Consider the following 15790-nt stretch of genomic DNA (forward strand, 5'->3'; position numbering starts at 1 on the left):
CGCCGCCAGCGTTCATCCTGAGCCAGGATCAAACTCTCCAATAAAGTTAGTTTGTCTAGCATCTAAAAATAAAAATTGACGTTCACGTTGTTTGTTTCGTTCAGTTTTCAAAGAACTTCTTTGCCGCTCATTTGCGACTCCCTTATGTTAACATTTTCATATTTCAATGTCAACTAAGTTTTTTATTTCGTTTGTCGCTTTCTGCGTTGTTGCTATCGGCGACTTGTCCTATATTACACCTCTATACTCTAATCGTCAACATGTTTTTCTAAAAAAATATAAAAAGGCTTATTTCTTTTAAAATAAGCCTTTTTATCAAATATCATTCTATTCGTTTATTTTTTTCTATAATTGGTAACGAGACGATAAACTGAATAATACCATCCTCATATTCAGCTCGAATACTACCACCTTGCAACTCAACAATACTTTTCGCAATCGCTAATCCAAGTCCCGATCCTTCTGTTACTCTACTTCTAGATTGATCTTTCTTATAAAAGCGTTCAAACAAACTCCCTAACTCTTCTCTCGTAAACTCTTCACTATGATTCGCAATTACAATTTGTATATCCCGGCGCTGCCTTTGAAGAGAAACTTTTATCTCCCCATCATCTTTACTATACTTAATCGCGTTCATTAATAGATTATCAAATACACGGACCATCTTTTCCGAATCAATCGCTGCATAGGCACGTTCCTCAGGAAACTTCTTAACAAACGCAAGTCCATGCTCTTCTGCCTGCGGTACTAACTCTTCTATTAATTGCTCCAATAACTCATTTATACAAACCTCTTGTTTTTCCAATATAACTTGCTCATTTGTTAACTTCGTATACTCAAATAAATCTTCTATTAGATTCTTTAACTGCTCCGACTTTGCAAAAGCAATTCTCGTATATTCATCATGTTGTTCTTTATTTTCATATTTAGAGTCTCGAAGTAACCGCAAGTAACCCATTATAGAAGTCAGTGGTGTACGTAAATCGTGTGATACATTCGTAATAAGCTCATTCTTTTGCTTCTCTAATTTACGTTCCTTTTCTATATTATTCATAAGCTCTTCCGCCATATTATTAATATTCTCAGTTAAAGACGCAATCTCATCTTCACCTTTTTTCTCAATACGGTACGCTAAGTTTCCTTTTTCTATTTCCTTTACACCTTGTGCCATCGCTTCAATTTGCTTCATCTTTCTCTTTGTTATATAGAAGAAAGAGAAAATGAATACAAGTACACCTATGAAAAATGGAAACGGCCCTTCTTGCGTATCATATATTACTTCACCTTCTGGAATCCCACTAACAAACATGTATAAATTCTTATCTTCTATTGTAATAGGTGCAAAAGCTATAAATTCTTTTCTCGTACTTTCAAATTCTTTTCTACCATTCATATAATTAATCGCAAACGATGATGCATTACGAATTGTATTATGCAAATCAATTTGCTCTTCTTGTGCCTGCTTCGTTTTATATAAAACTTTACCGCTCTCGTCAGTGACCAATACTTTTAAAGCTCTAGATCCTCGTTCTAAATTTTGATTCTCTATTTCAATCATACTTGATATAGCTTCTAATTTATTTTCATGAACTGAACTATTTGCCACACTTTGAGCTTGTTGGTTAATTTGCTCCATACCAGCCCGATAATCGATTGTCGCCTGCCGATTCGCATTCTCAAAAAACGGTGCTGCTGCTTTCGCTGACAAAATCCCTAACAACGCACAAGCAGTAAACGCAGTAATAAGTTGAATTCGTATACTCCGTTTCACACTTTTCACTATCTTTCCAATTAATTCTCGAATTTTCCTAACATAAGTAAATGGATTAAATATCTTTTTCAATCTTATACCCCACTCCCCATACTGTTTTTATATATATTGGCTTCCTTGGATTCTCTTCAACCTTTTCACGCACTTTCCGAATATGAACCATTACCGTGTTATCCGACTGGAAAGATCTTTCGTTCCAAACCTTTTCATAAATTTGTTCCGCGCTAAAGACCATCCCCGGATTACGCGCTAGCAATTCTAAAATCGAAAATTCCCTCGGGGTCAGTTTCACTTCTTCCCCATCCACAATAACTGTATGGGTTGAAATATTTATCTTCATCTCTCCAATTTCTAACTCGTCCTCATTTTGAATAGCAAAACCATTCATTTTTATATAACGACGTAGCTGGGACTTAATTCTCGCGATTAACTCTAACGGATTAAATGGTTTCGTTACGTAATCATCCGCACCTGTTGTTAATCCTAAAATTTTATCCATATCTTGCGTTTTTGCCGAAAGCATAATAATTGGCATTTCTTTCGATTCTCTTACTTTCATACACATATGAATACCATCTATTTTCGGCATCATAATATCTAATACGACTAAGTGCACTTCATTTTCTTCTAATAGACGCAATCCTTCTTCTCCGTCTCCCGCTTGCAGTACTTTATATCCTTCATTCTTTAAATAGATTGTAATTAAATTTCGAATTTCTTTTTCATCATCTACGACAAGTATTGTTTCGTGCGCCACAATATCTCCTCCATCACTTTTTTAATCCCTAACTTCTATTATAGGAAAACTTCTGAAGAAAAACGCTCGGAAATCCTTAAGATTTTCTGAAGACGCAAAAAAGGCCTAGACTCCCCTTAAGTCTAGACCTTTCAAAAAACCCCTTTTATTTACGAACGTAGATGAAATATAGTACGAATAAAACTCCCATAACATACATAACTGGATGAATCTCTTTCCGACGGCCACTTACAACCATTGTAATTGGATAGAAGATAAATCCAATTGCAATTCCTGTTGCGATACTATACGTAAGTGGCATTGAAATGATAGTAAAGAATGCTGGTACTGCAATCTCGAATTTCTTCCAATCAATTTCTCCTAAAGATGAAACCATCAAGATTCCTACAATAATTAATGCTGGCGCTGTTACAGCTGGTGTCACAACACTTAATAGCGGCGAGAAGAATAGTGCCAGTAAGAAGAACCCTGCTGTTACAACTGCTGTAAATCCAGAACGTCCACCCGCTGCTACCCCTGCAGAAGATTCAATATAAGACGTTGTTGTTGATGTACCTAAGATCGCACCGATTACAGTTGCAATCGCATCTGCAAATAGTGCTTTTCCTGCACGTGGTAATTTATTGTTCTTCATTAATCCCGCTTGATTCGCAACCGCCACGAGCGTACCTGCTGTATCAAAGAAATCGATAAAGAAGAACGTTATAATAACAATACCCATTTCAACAGTGAAAATGTCTCCAAAGTGAGTTAACGCCATACCGAACGTTGGTTCTAGACTCGGTATTGCTCCCACTACAGCTTTCGGTGTATCAATTAATCCAGTCGCTACTCCTAAGATCGCCGTAAGAATCATACCGTAGAAAACTGCACCATTTATTTTTTTAATCATGAAAATGATTGTAGTAACAACTCCGAAGATTGCTAGTAACGTTGTGCCCTTTGTTAAGTCCCCCAACCCAACAAGAACAGCATCATTTTTCACGATAATTCCGGCATTTTGGAATCCAAGGAATGCAATGAACAATCCGATACCTGCCGCTACTGCAAACTTTAACTCTGATGGAATTGCATTAATGATTTTTTCACGAATACCTGAAGCAGTAAGAATAATAAAGATAATACCTGACATTAACGTTCCAGCAATTGCTGTCTGCCACGGAATACCCATCGTTAACACTGCCGTATAAGCAAAGAACGCGTTAATTCCCATACCTGGCGCTAAAGCAATCGGATACTTCGCGAATATCCCCATAATTAACGAACCAATCGCCGCAGCTAATGCTGTAGCAACGAATACTGCACCTGGATCCATTCCTGTACCTGCCGGTAATCCTTTAACATTTCCAAGTGACAGCGTAGCAGGATTGACAAATAGTACGTAAGCCATAGATAGAAATGTCGTTAAACCTGCTATGAACTCAGTCTTATAATTTGTGCCGAGTTCATCAAACTGAAAATAGCGTTTCATCTTACGTTTCCCCCGTTATATGATTACTCGCCGTATTTCCCCTAGCCCTCTTTTATCTATAAAAATAAAAAAGGCTTCCATTGCATATACATGGAAGCGTTCTATAAACAAAGACAAGTTTCCCCTCATCTTTATCAAAACGCCTCGTAGTCAAGCCATTTACGGTAGCTAGGTAGAAACTTTCGGGCCATATCCCCGATATTATACGACGGCATAATATTCATTTTTCGTTTGAATTACATACTCATATTAACTCGAGGAGGTGGTTTTGTCAATTTAAAAACGAACATTTTTATAAACTTTTATAATTTCGTTCGTATTAAGGGGTGAAAACAAAAAGATCCATCTATACACGAACGATAGATGGATCTTTTTTATTACAATACTATTCCCACTCAATAGTTGCTGGTGGCTTACTTGTTATATCATACACGATACGGTTAACGTGTTTTACTTCGTTTACGATACGTACAGAGATTTTCTCTAATACGTCCCAAGGGATACGTGCCCAGTCAGCTGTCATACCATCGATAGATGTTACTGCGCGGATACCTACTGTGTAATCGTAAGTACGCTCGTCACCCATAACACCTACACTACGCATACCAGGAAGCGCAGTGAAGTATTGCCAAACTTCGCGGTCTAATCCTGCTTTTATAATTTCTTCACGTAAAATCGCATCAGATTCACGAACGATTTCTAATTTCTCTTCTGTGATTTCACCTAATACACGAATACCAAGTCCTGGACCTGGGAATGGTTGACGCCATACGATTTCATCGGGAATTCCTAGTTCTGATCCTAATACACGTACTTCATCTTTAAATAACGTGTTTAAAGGCTCAATTAATTTGAACTGCATGTCTTCTGGAAGACCACCAACATTATGGTGAGATTTAATTGTTTGTGCAGTTGCAGTACCACTCTCAACGATATCTGTATAAAGTGTACCTTGTGCTAAGAAGTCCATTCCTTGTAATTTAGAAGCTTCATCATCAAATACGTAAATGAATTCATTACCGATGATTTTACGTTTTTGCTCTGGATCTTCTACACCTTTTAACTTGTTCATGAAGCGCTCTTTCGCATCCACTTTAATAACGTTCATATGGAAGCCCTCGCTAAATGTTTTCATAACACCTTCTGCTTCATCTTTACGAAGTAAACCATGGTCCACGAAAATACATGTTAATTGGTCACCAATCGCCTTATGAATTAATACTGCTACAACAGAAGAATCTACACCGCCGCTAAGTGCGCATAGTACTTTTTTGTCTCCAACAGTTTCACGGATCTTCTCTAATTCTACTTCGATAAAGTTCTCCATGTTCCATCCTTCAGAACAACCACATGCGCCGAATACGAAGTTTTTAATTAAATCGTTACCGTGTTCAGAGTGACGTACTTCTGGGTGGAATTGTACACCGTATAGGTTTTGCTCTTCATTGCTCATACCAGCAATTGGACAAGACTCACTTGTTGCGTCTACTACGAATCCTTCAGGTAAACCAGTTACTAAGTCACCATGACTCATCCATACAACTTGCTCTTCTGGAAGGTTCGCATATAATTTTGATTCGTTCTCTACTTTAAGAACAGCTTTTCCGTACTCACGGTGGTTTGCACGTTCTACTTTACCACCGAAGTGTTGTGTCATAAGCTGCATACCGTAACAAATACCGAAGATCGGTAATCCTAGTTCAAAGATTTTTTCATCACAATGTAATGCGCCTTCACCGTATACACTATTTGGTCCACCAGAGAAGATAATCCCTTTTGGATTCATTGCCTTAATTTCTTCTGCAGTAATTGTATGTGGATGAAGTTCACTGTATACACCGAACTCACGAATTCGACGTGCTATTAACTGATTGTACTGACTCCCAAAATCTAAAACGATAATTGTATCATGCTGCTTCTTCAAAATAATCACCCCAACGTTAGTTCTCGTATATAAATATTTTCACCAATTTGGCGAAAAGCATTACCAATATAATAAAAAAAGCCAGTCCTCCGCCTCTAGTCTCATAACAAAGAAAAGGCAGGGGTCTGGCTTTATAAAGAAAGATAGTCTTCCGCTCTTTATAAATATAAGACGCACTGCCTTCATAGTCAGGTTGTTTACGGTAACCCGGTAGAGACTCTCAAACCATATCATCGAGGATATATGAAGGATTGTTTTATATTATCTTCCTAGATTCTAACAATGAAGTATCAGTATGGTCAAGAGAGAAAGCGACAAAATTCTACAGAAATTAATTTCCTTTTCTCAAAAACACAAAAAAACATCCACTTCTATAAAGAAGTGGATGTTTTCGGGGCGAACGGAATTACATCATTCCGCCCATACCGCCCATGCCCATGCCGCCCATGTCAGGCATTGCTGGTGCATTTGGTTCTGGCTTGTCAGCAACTACAGCTTCAGTTGTTAAGAACATCGCTGCAACAGATGCTGCGTTTTGAAGTGCAGAGCGAGTTACTTTAGCTGGATCTACGATACCAGTTTCAAGCATGTTAACCCACTCGCCAGTAGCTGCGTTGAAACCAACGCCTACTTTTTCGCCTTTTAGACGCTCTACAACTACAGATCCTTCTAGACCAGCGTTGATTGCGATTTGACGAACTGGCTCTTCTAATGCACGAAGTACGATGTTGATACCCGTTGCTTCGTCGCCTTCAGCTACGATAGAAGCTACTTTTGTGTATACGTTCATAAGTGAAGTACCACCACCTGCAACGATACCTTCTTCTACTGCTGCACGAGTTGAGTTAAGTGCATCTTCAATGCGAAGTTTGCGCTCTTTTAACTCAGTTTCAGTTGCTGCACCTACTTTAATTACTGCTACGCCGCCAGCAAGTTTTGCAAGACGCTCTTGTAATTTTTCACGATCGAATTCAGAAGTAGTTTCTTCTAATTGCGCACGGATTTGGCCAATGCGAGCTTCGATTTGTTGTGAATTTCCGATACCTTCAACTACAGTTGTGTTTTCTTTCGTTACAACGATTTTACCAGCGCGTCCTAAAGATTCAACTGTAGCAGATTTTAAGTCACGACCTAATTCTTCAGTGATTACTTCGCCACCAGTTAAGATTGCGATATCTTCTAGCATTGCTTTACGACGGTCACCAAATCCAGGAGCTTTAACAGCTACTACATTGAATGTACCACGAAGTTTGTTCACTACTAATGTAGCTAAAGCTTCGCCTTCTACATCTTCAGCAATGATAAGAAGTGGTTTACCTTGTTGTACCACTTGCTCTAATACTGGTAAGATTTCTTGGATGTTAGAAATCTTCTTATCAGTAATTAAGATGTATGGGTTATCAAGAACTGCTTCCATTTTGTCAGAATCAGTAATCATGTAAGGAGATGCATATCCACGATCAAATTGCATACCTTCTACTACATCTAATTCTGTTGTGAATCCTTTAGACTCTTCTAAAGTAATAACACCGTCGTTACCAACGCGCTCCATTGCTTCAGCGATTAATTGACCTACTTCTTCGTCAGCTGCAGAAATAGCAGCTACTTGTGCGATAGAAGATTTACCTTCGATTGGTTTAGAAATCGCTTTTAATTCTTCAATTGCAGCAGTAACAGCTTTTTCGATACCTTTACGAAGACCCATTGGGTTAGCACCAGCTGTTACGTTTTTTAAACCTTCACGAATCATAGCTTGCGCCAATACAGTTGCAGTTGTCGTTCCGTCACCAGCTACATCGTTTGTTTTGCTAGCAACTTCTGCTACTAATTTCGCACCCATGTTTTCGAATGCATCTTCTAATTCGATTTCTTTTGCGATTGTTACACCGTCATTTGTAATAAGTGGTGAACCGAATTTTTTCTCAAGTACAACGTTACGACCTTTTGGTCCAAGCGTTACTTTTACTGCGTTTGCAAGAGTGTCGACACCGCGAAGCATCGAACGACGTGCTTCTTCACTAAATTTAATATCTTTTGCCATAATAATTGACCCCCTTGGATTTTTAAAATGTATATAATTAACCGATAATTGCTAAAATGTCACTTTCACGTAAAATCAAGTAGTCTGTACCTTCGTATTTCACTTCAGTACCTGCATATTTTGAGAAGATGATAAGATCACCTGCTGCTACCTCTAAAGCAACACGCTCACCATTTTCAAGCACTCGGCCTGTACCTACTGCAATAACTTTACCCTCTTGTGGTTTTTCTTTTGCAGTGTCTGGTAATACAATACCACTTGCTGTTTTTTCTTCTGCTTGAACAAGTTCAATTACAACGCGATCACCTAATGGCTTTAGCATGAACAATAACCTCCTCATTTTGTTATGTAAATTTTATTTATTAGCACTCAAGTCACACGAGTGCTAACACACTTCTAATAATAAATAATCTCAATTTCTTTTGCAAGTAAAAAAATCATAATTTTTTCGCAAATTACTTTATACACTTTCCTATATAGCATTACTTCTTCTACTGCCTTTACCATATGAATCGTTGTTCCCACTTCTTGTATGTTACAATATGAAAGACACCCTAAGTTGTTTTCGCTAAATGCACAACTTTTTCCTGTCTCCTATTTTATTTTCAAATACTTATTTACAAAAAAAATATAATTCAAATGAAAGTTTATATCGTAGGTAGCATATTTACATGTTATCCTACCTTATCTCATACACTAGCGTTAGAAAGGATGGTTAAACCATTTGAAAAAACAATATTGGTGGATTATCGTTACATACATTTTAATGCAGTTATCAGGCATTGCCGGGTTACCGCTTCTCCTGAAAACTGGACTATACGATAATAGGGGATTTACTAGAGAGGAAAAAATTCAGCTCATAACTGGTCATTGGGCTATCATTAGCTTTTTCATTGCATTATGCGTTGTACTTTGGTTACTCAGAACAGACATTCGTGACAGGCATTTAGATAAAATACGCTCTACTGTTCCAGCTACAGTTGGATGGATTTTTATCGGATTTTTCTTAGCACTATTTTCACAAAGTATTGCCGGTATGATCGAAATGCGATTATTAGGGATTACACCTGGCTCTGAAAATACAGAAAGACTTATGGACATCGCAAGAACGACACCTTGGTTCCTTATCGTCATATCTATAATAGGACCTATTTTGGAAGAAATCGTATTTAGAAAAATTTTATTCGGTACACTTTATAAGAAGTTTAACTTCTTTATTGCTGCTATCATTAGTTCACTTGTATTCGCGGCGATTCATTTTGATTTTACTCACTTATTGGTATACACTTCTATGGGGCTCGTATTCGCCTTTTTATATGTAAAAACGAAGCGGATTATCGTCCCTATTGCAGCCCATGTTGCAATGAATACATTAGTTGCAGTTGCTCAAGTTTTAGTAAGCAATGAACAAATTCAAGAAATGATTAAAGAAGCTGAAAAAATGCAAGGCTTTATCGGAGGATTTTTTGTATGAGAAACTCACCATTGTTCATGGCTGCATTGTACTTTCTTCTTGGATGTATTTTTACACGTTTCGCCATTACGAACGTAACAGATACAATCTGGAATATGTGGACAATACTATTTGCAGTTATGGCAACAATTGATTTTAATTTGGCACTTCGCCTTATCTTAGTTAAATTCACAAAGAAAAAACAATAATAAAACGCAGAGGTCGCTTCCTCTGCGTTTTATTGTGGATAATTCTTCAAAAAGTAAACCAGTGTTTGTAACTCTACAGCTAAATCAATATGATGAATCCTTATATTCTCTGACACATTTAAGCGTGCTGGTGTGAAATTTAAAATACCATGCACGTTCGTTTCTGCCAATCTATCTGCCACAGATTGTGCTACTGTAGCGGGTACTGTTAATATTGCCACTTGTATATCAGTTGATAAACGTTCTTCTAGTTCATCCAAATGATATACAGGAATGCCTCCGATTTCTGTTCCAACTTTCTCTTCACTAACGTCAAACGCCATTTCAATTTTTGTATTATTGTTTTTCGTGAAATTATAATGTAAGAAAGCGGTCCCTAAATTACCTACTCCAATAAGTGCTACACGTGTTATATCATCTTGGTCGAGTGTTTCACGGAAAAATGATAATAAATAATTTACGTTATATCCATAACCTTTTTTCCCTAACGCTCCAAAATATGAAAAATCTCTTCGAATAGTTGCGGAATCAACCTTTACCGCTTCACTCAATTCGGCTGATGAAACACGTTGCTTACCAGAAAGAGATAAGTTTTGGATAAATCGATAGTATAGAGGCAATCGTTTGGCAGTGGCCTGTGGAATTTTTTGCTGATCCATATAACCTCTCCTCTCTTCCTATCTTTATTCATATACTTGAATCAAATACAGAAGTTTAGTACTCATGAATTTCCTTGTATAATAAAGAGAAGAAGTATTCTCTCTTTATTTTAAACTATACACTATTTTTAGTATGATTGAGAAATATAAACATGGCAAAGTTAAGAAATTATTTGAGGTGAAAACATTGATTTTATTACAAGTAAACGCGCTTTCGAAATTATACGGTGCAGAAACGATTCTTGCAAACATAAAATTGGAAGTACAAACGAAAGATCGTATTGCATTAGTCGGACGAAATGGAGCCGGAAAATCTACATTATTAAAAATAATAGCTGGTGAGTTATCTCATGATGGTGGTGAAATTATAAAACCGAAAGATGTCTCAATGGGGTATTTAGCTCAAAATACCGGATTAGAAACGTCTTTAACAATTTGGGATGAAATGTTAACCGTCTTTACACACTTACAGCAAATGGAGACAAAACTTCGAAGGCTAGAGCAAGAGATGGGCAAAGAAGAAAACTTTTCAAATGCGGCTATATACGAGAAATTATTAGCTGATTATGACCAATTACAATTAGATTATAAAGATCAAGGTGGCTATCAGTACGAAGCGGATATCCGCTCGATTTTAAGCGGTCTTGGCTTTCCAGTTGAGATGCACCAGACAACAATTTCTACATTAAGTGGTGGGCAAAAAACACGATTAGCTCTTGGTAAATTATTATTAACTAAACCAGACTTACTTATTTTAGACGAGCCTACAAACCATTTGGACATTGAAACATTAACTTGGCTTGAACAATATTTACAAGGTTATCCTGGCGCGATTTTAATCGTTTCTCATGACCGTTATTTCTTAGATAAGCTTGTTACACAAGTATATGAAATTTCGAATAAAGAAAGCAGACGATTTGTTGGTAACTACAGTAAATATTTAGACTTAAAATCAGCACTATACGAGCAAGAGATGAAACGTTATGAAAAGCAACAAGATGAAATCGCTAAACTTGAAGACTTTGTGCAAAAAAATATAGCTCGTGCATCTACAACAAAGCGTGCTCAAAGTCGCCGTAAACAATTAGACAGAATGGAATTATTAACTAGACCATTGGGCGATTCTAAGTCAGCTTCCTTCCACTTTGATATTGAAAAACAAAGCGGAAATGATGTTTTACAAGTGAAAGATGCAACTATTGGATATGATGAAGATCCGATTATTGAACATGTAACTATGCGCCTAACTCGTGGGGATAGTGTTGCTTTAGTTGGACCGAACGGAATTGGGAAATCCACATTATTAAAATCACTTGTGAATAAGTTACCTCTGCTAAATGGTGATGTTTCTTTCGGATCCAATGTATCTGTTGGTTATTATGATCAAGAACAAGCTAACTTAACATCTTCTAAGCGAGTTTTAAATGAACTATGGGATGAATATCCTCTGCAACCTGAAAAAGAAATTCGCACTATACTAGGCAACTTTTTATTCACAGGGGATGATGTACTAAAACCAGTATCTTCTCTTAGTGGGGGACAAAAAGCTCGATTAGCTCTTGCAAAGCTTATGATGCAGAAATCAAATTTATTAATTCTCGATGAGCCAACGAACCATCTTGATTTAAATAGTAAAGAAATTTTGGAGAATGCTTTAATTGATTACCCAGGAACACTTCTATTCGTCTCACATGACCGTTACTTTATTAATCGTGTAACGACGACCGTTATTGAGTTATCAACAGAAGGTGCACAAGAATATTTAGGCGATTACGATTACTACGTTGAAAAGAAAAATGAAATGATTGAACGTGCAGAATTTGAACAACAAGAACAGCAAGAAAATCAGGCACCTGTTCAAAAAAATGTAGCGCAAGAAAAATTAAATTATCTCGAAGAAAAAGAGCGTAAACAATTAGAGCGTCAACGTACTCGGAAAATTGAGGAGCTAGAACAAAACATCGTAGAATTTGAAGAAGAAATTGCTACACTAGAAGATCAGCTTTGCTTACCAGAAATATATGCAGATTATGAAAAGGCTAGTGAAATTACATCTAAAAAGCACACACTACAAGAACAACTTGAAGCTTGTATGGCAGAATGGGAAGAACTGCATATATAAGTGAATTTAAACAAGAAGGATGTCTCATACGTCGAGGATGTATGAGACATCCTTTTTATTTTCTATTTTAAAACCAGTGCCGTAGCACATGAAATTATATCAACGATTTTTTGAATATATATACCGTAACTTAAAATATATGAACGATTCGACAAGACATATCGATTAACCGACAAAGATTGACAATAGTAGCAACCTATATAATAAGAGGAGGATGTTTCAAAAATTTTTTTGGGATATCTTCTTGTTTTTTATTTCCCGAAAAAGAATATCTTTAAAGGTCAGACTTCATCCACCTTATCCACAGGTTTATGCACATATCCACCTTTATAAAATAGACATTAAAATAACTTTTCCACATTATCCACATTACCAAAAAAAGTTATACACATTTTATATACACAACAAAACCCATATTATCAACAGATAATATGGGTTTTGTCCACAGGCTGTGGTTAATTTTGTGTATAACTATGCTTCAATATCTAATCCTGGATTTGCATTTAAAGCTAATGTCGCACGTTTTCCTTGTTCGTATGCAATTGTACCTGCAGCTGCAATCATCGCTGCATTATCTGTGCATAAAGATAGAGGCGGAATAATTAGCTCTATATTTTCTTTTTGTGCAAATTCTGCTTCTAAACGTGCACGAAGCCCTTTATTAGCAGCTACTCCACCAGCAAGAAGCACTTGCTTTACGTTATATGCATCCGCCGCACGAGACGCTTTCGTTACAAGTACGTCAATTACACTTTCTTGGAAACTTGCTGCTAAATCTTCCGGTGCAATTTCTATACCACGTTGTTTTGCGTTATGCACAGTGTTGATAACTGCCGATTTCAATCCACTAAAGCTAAAATCATACGAATCCGGCTCTAGCCATGCACGAGGCAAATCAATTGTCGGCTTTCCTTCATGCGCAAGGCGATCAATATGTGGACCACCTGGATATGGCATAGATAACGTACGAGCTACTTTATCATATGCTTCCCCCGCTGCATCATCTCGTGTTTCACCAATTACTTCAAATGAACCGTGTTCTTTCATATAAACAAGCTCCGTATGTCCACCAGATACCACAAGTGATAGTAATGGGAATTGTACTTCTTTTACTAAACGGTTTGCATAAATATGACCAGCAATATGATGAACACCAACTAGAGGGATATCATGCGCAAAAGCCACAGCTTTCGCTGCATTTACACCTATTAAAAGTGCTCCAACCAAACCAGGTCCTTCTGTTACGGCAATTGCATCAATATCCTCAAAAGTGATATTCGCTTCTTTTAAAGCTTCTTCTAGCACAACTGTAATTTCTTCTACATGGTGACGGGATGCAATCTCTGGTACGACTCCGCCAAAACGCTTATGACTTTCAATTTGTGATGCAACGATATTCGCAATAATTTCCGTTCCATTTTTAACAACTGCTACTGCTGTTTCATCACAGCTTGTTTCAATACCAAGTATAATCGTGTTTTTTTCCATTATATATTCACCCACATTACGAGACCATCTTCCTGATTGTCTGCATAGTATCGTTTACGAATCCCACCATTTTGAAATCCGTATTTTCTGTATAACTGTTTTGCTACTTCATTTGATACGCGTACTTCAAGTGTCATCGTTTTTACTCCTAGGTCTTTCGCCTCCGAAATAACTTCTTTCAATAAGGCATCTCCTAATTTTTGACCTCGGTACTCTGGCAAAATAGCTATATTTGTTATATGTGATTCATCAATAATTATCCACAATCCACAATAACCAATTACGCGACCATCTTTTTCTAGCACAACATAATGTGCATGTTCATTCATCGCTAATTCACGGTGAAAGGCATCTGCAGTCCAAGGAGTTGAAAAAGATGCTTCTTCAATAGCTACAATTTGAGCAATATCATCGAGTGCCATCTTTCTAAATATCATATCCATTTTCTATAGACCTCTACTTCTTTTGACTTTCTAACCAGTTTGTTTCAGCTTCCGCTAAACGAAGATAACTAGGTACAAACGTATGCACATCTTGTTCTTCTTTTTGTAACCCTAAAAATGCTAGCTCACTTGGTCTTGGGTTATTCTTAGTGAAAGGAGCAAATACAGCTTGATCACCTAAGTATTCTATAATTGTTTCTTTATGCAATTTAACATCGTTACCAATAAATAAAACAGGCTGTTCTTTATCTTTTAACATTTGCAACCAGTCAACAATAAGCATAATTCGGTCTTCTTCTATTGAAGTTAATTGCTCCCCTTCATATGTATATAGCCCCGTGTAAATTTGACCACGTCGACCATCAAATAAAGGAGAGATTAATCCATTAAAATTAGCACCATTTGCTGCAACTACTTCTAAACTTGATACACCTACAATTGGTATTTGAAGTGACCAAGCTAATGTTTTTGCAGCTGTCACACCTATGCGAACACCTGTATATGATCCAGGCCCAGCTGCTACAACGATTTTAGTCAATTCTTTCGGTTTTACACCACACTCTTTTAAAAGTTTCTCTACAGCTGGCATAAGACGTACAGAATGGTTTTTTGTTAAATTTGTAATGATTTCTCCAATCACGTTCCCTTCCTCAATAAGGGATACACCCATTACGTAATTTGAAGTATCAATTGCTAGTACTTTCATTTTGTAATAGCTCCTCACATAATCTAATATAGCGATTTCCAATTGGTTCGAGTACAATTTTCCTTGTATCATCTCCGGCATGGAATAAACTGATTTGTAACTTTTCATTCGGTAAATATTCTTCTATTAAATGAGCCCATTCTACTACTGTAATCCCTTCACCGTAGAAATACTCATCAAAGCCCAAGTCTTCTTCACTTTCCGCTAAACGATATACGTCCATATGATATAGCGGCAATCTTCCTTTATATTCTTTAATAATATTGAAGGTAGGACTATTTACAACTCTTTTCACACCAAGACCCTTTGCTAGTCCTTTTGTAAAAGTCGTCTTGCCAGCTCCAAGATCACCCTCTAAAATAATTACATCTTGTTCCTTTACAAGTCCCCCTAATTTTTCTGATAATCGCTGGGTTTCTTCGGAAGATTTTGTTGTTATTTCATATTTACTCACAGACTTCACCTACTTTACTCACAATGTTCTCTGCTCTTTATTATACAGGTTTTAAATATATAAAAAAGTCCTTAGGAGTTTTCCTAAGGATAGTTTGACTGTCTTTATTAGTTTTTTGTTAAAACAAATAAAAAAATACGAAACAACTTGTTTCGTTCTTTTCTTTATATAAAATGGCGGTCCCGACCGGGGTCGAACCGGCGATCTCCTGCGTGACAGGCAGGCATGTTAACCACTACACCACGGGACCATTGGTTGCGGGGACAGGATTTGAACCTGCGACCTTCGGGTT

At 37.0% G+C, this 15790-nt stretch carries 14 protein-coding genes, 1 tRNA gene and 2 riboswitches; of the genes, 3 read left to right on the forward strand and 12 right to left on the reverse strand.

The annotated features are described in order from the left end of the window. Positions 1 to 322 precede the first annotated feature (322 nt). The 6 genes from Q3V31_RS30105 to groES form a co-directional block, all read right to left on the reverse strand. Positions 323 to 1843 carry a sensor histidine kinase gene (locus Q3V31_RS30105; protein ID WP_329767672.1) on the reverse strand — a complete coding sequence of 507 codons (1521 nt, stop codon included), beginning with the start codon at positions 1841 to 1843 and terminating at the stop codon, positions 323 to 325. Then, positions 1827 to 2528 (reverse strand): response regulator transcription factor, encoded by a 702-nt coding sequence (locus Q3V31_RS30110; RefSeq protein ID WP_016128229.1) that lies wholly within the window; start codon positions 2526 to 2528, stop codon positions 1827 to 1829. Before Q3V31_RS30110 ends, Q3V31_RS30105 begins: the two co-directional genes overlap by 17 nt. Before the next feature lie 145 nt (positions 2529 to 2673). Further along, positions 2674 to 3999 (reverse strand): NCS2 family permease, encoded by a 1326-nt coding sequence (locus Q3V31_RS30115; RefSeq protein WP_000833079.1) that lies wholly within the window; start codon positions 3997 to 3999, stop codon positions 2674 to 2676. A gap of 127 nt (positions 4000 to 4126) precedes the next feature. Continuing rightward, positions 4127 to 4228, reverse strand: a riboswitch (purine riboswitch). Positions 4229 to 4384: 156 nt separating this feature from the next. Further along, complete coding sequence (guaA, locus tag Q3V31_RS30120; RefSeq protein ID WP_120341639.1) at positions 4385 to 5923, reverse strand: glutamine-hydrolyzing GMP synthase; 1539 nt, start codon at positions 5921 to 5923, stop codon at positions 4385 to 4387. Between the two features lie 165 nt (positions 5924 to 6088). Next, a riboswitch (purine riboswitch) is annotated at positions 6089 to 6190 on the reverse strand. A 139-nt stretch (positions 6191 to 6329) separates the two neighbouring features. Then, complete coding sequence (gene groL / locus Q3V31_RS30125) at positions 6330 to 7964, reverse strand: chaperonin GroEL (RefSeq protein WP_044740505.1); 1635 nt, start codon at positions 7962 to 7964, stop codon at positions 6330 to 6332. Positions 7965 to 8001: 37 nt separating this feature from the next. Continuing rightward, on the reverse strand, positions 8002 to 8286 hold the full coding sequence (groES, locus tag Q3V31_RS30130; RefSeq protein WP_000917305.1) for a co-chaperone GroES: 285 nt from the start codon (positions 8284 to 8286) through the stop codon (positions 8002 to 8004). A 402-nt stretch (positions 8287 to 8688) separates the two neighbouring features. On the opposite strand from groES, the gene Q3V31_RS30135 reads away from it, so the two are divergent. Together Q3V31_RS30135 and Q3V31_RS30140 are read left to right on the forward strand one after the other, a co-directional pair. Then, the gene (locus tag Q3V31_RS30135; RefSeq protein ID WP_329767673.1) at positions 8689 to 9438 is read left to right on the forward strand and encodes a CPBP family intramembrane glutamic endopeptidase; all 750 of its coding nucleotides are present in this window, start codon (positions 8689 to 8691) and stop codon (positions 9436 to 9438) included. Then, the gene (locus Q3V31_RS30140; protein WP_001246201.1) at positions 9435 to 9626 is read left to right on the forward strand and encodes a YdiK family protein; all 192 of its coding nucleotides are present in this window, start codon (positions 9435 to 9437) and stop codon (positions 9624 to 9626) included. Before Q3V31_RS30135 ends, Q3V31_RS30140 begins: the two co-directional genes overlap by 4 nt. A gap of 29 nt (positions 9627 to 9655) precedes the next feature. Here Q3V31_RS30140 and Q3V31_RS30145 read toward each other — a convergent pair whose 3' ends face one another. Continuing rightward, positions 9656 to 10285, reverse strand: coding sequence for a redox-sensing transcriptional repressor Rex (locus tag Q3V31_RS30145; protein ID WP_000372704.1), 630 nt, complete (start codon positions 10283 to 10285; stop codon positions 9656 to 9658). A gap of 187 nt (positions 10286 to 10472) precedes the next feature. On the opposite strand from Q3V31_RS30145, the gene Q3V31_RS30150 reads away from it, so the two are divergent. Beyond that, entirely contained in the window at positions 10473 to 12407 is a 1935-nt protein-coding gene (locus tag Q3V31_RS30150) for an ABC-F family ATP-binding cassette domain-containing protein (protein WP_000602154.1), read from the forward strand. A 471-nt stretch (positions 12408 to 12878) separates the two neighbouring features. On the opposite strand, the gene tsaD is transcribed toward Q3V31_RS30150, so the two are convergent. The 5 genes from tsaD to Q3V31_RS30175 form a co-directional block, all read right to left on the reverse strand. Beyond that, positions 12879 to 13895, reverse strand: coding sequence for a tRNA (adenosine(37)-N6)-threonylcarbamoyltransferase complex transferase subunit TsaD (gene tsaD, locus Q3V31_RS30155; RefSeq protein WP_000414578.1), 1017 nt, complete (start codon positions 13893 to 13895; stop codon positions 12879 to 12881). Further along, complete coding sequence (gene rimI, locus Q3V31_RS30160; RefSeq protein ID WP_000367188.1) at positions 13895 to 14338, reverse strand: ribosomal protein S18-alanine N-acetyltransferase; 444 nt, start codon at positions 14336 to 14338, stop codon at positions 13895 to 13897. The genes tsaD and rimI overlap by 1 nt, the downstream gene beginning before the upstream one ends. A 13-nt stretch (positions 14339 to 14351) precedes the next feature. Continuing rightward, the gene (gene tsaB, locus Q3V31_RS30165) at positions 14352 to 15044 is read right to left on the reverse strand and encodes a tRNA (adenosine(37)-N6)-threonylcarbamoyltransferase complex dimerization subunit type 1 TsaB (RefSeq protein ID WP_000865755.1); all 693 of its coding nucleotides are present in this window, start codon (positions 15042 to 15044) and stop codon (positions 14352 to 14354) included. Next, entirely contained in the window at positions 15025 to 15498 is a 474-nt protein-coding gene (gene tsaE, locus Q3V31_RS30170) for a tRNA (adenosine(37)-N6)-threonylcarbamoyltransferase complex ATPase subunit type 1 TsaE (protein WP_000049635.1), read from the reverse strand. Before tsaE ends, tsaB begins: the two co-directional genes overlap by 20 nt. Before the next feature lie 174 nt (positions 15499 to 15672). Further along, positions 15673 to 15748: transfer RNA gene (locus tag Q3V31_RS30175), tRNA-Asp, on the reverse strand. Positions 15749 to 15790 lie beyond the last annotated feature (42 nt).

It is taken from the genome of Bacillus nitratireducens (genome assembly GCF_036320425.1).
Lineage (GTDB): Bacteria > Bacillota > Bacilli > Bacillales > Bacillaceae_G > Bacillus_A > Bacillus_A nitratireducens.

Excerpts from the sequence above, each read along its gene's own strand:
- tsaB (WP_000865755.1), bottom strand. The coding sequence starts at position 15,044 with ATGAAAGTACTAGCAATTGATACTTCAAATTACGTAATGGGTGTATCC.
- Q3V31_RS30115 (WP_000833079.1), bottom strand. The coding sequence starts at position 3,999 with ATGAAACGCTATTTTCAGTTTGATGAACTCGGCACAAATTATAAGACT.
- Q3V31_RS30140 (WP_001246201.1), top strand. The coding sequence starts at position 9,435 with ATGAGAAACTCACCATTGTTCATGGCTGCATTGTACTTTCTTCTTGGA.
- groES (WP_000917305.1), bottom strand. The coding sequence starts at position 8,286 with ATGCTAAAGCCATTAGGTGATCGCGTTGTAATTGAACTTGTTCAAGCA.
- groL (WP_044740505.1), bottom strand. The coding sequence starts at position 7,964 with ATGGCAAAAGATATTAAATTTAGTGAAGAAGCACGTCGTTCGATGCTT.
- Q3V31_RS30145 (WP_000372704.1), bottom strand. The coding sequence starts at position 10,285 with ATGGATCAGCAAAAAATTCCACAGGCCACTGCCAAACGATTGCCTCTA.
- tsaD (WP_000414578.1), bottom strand. The coding sequence starts at position 13,895 with ATGGAAAAAAACACGATTATACTTGGTATTGAAACAAGCTGTGATGAA.
- rimI (WP_000367188.1), bottom strand. The coding sequence starts at position 14,338 with ATGGATATGATATTTAGAAAGATGGCACTCGATGATATTGCTCAAATT.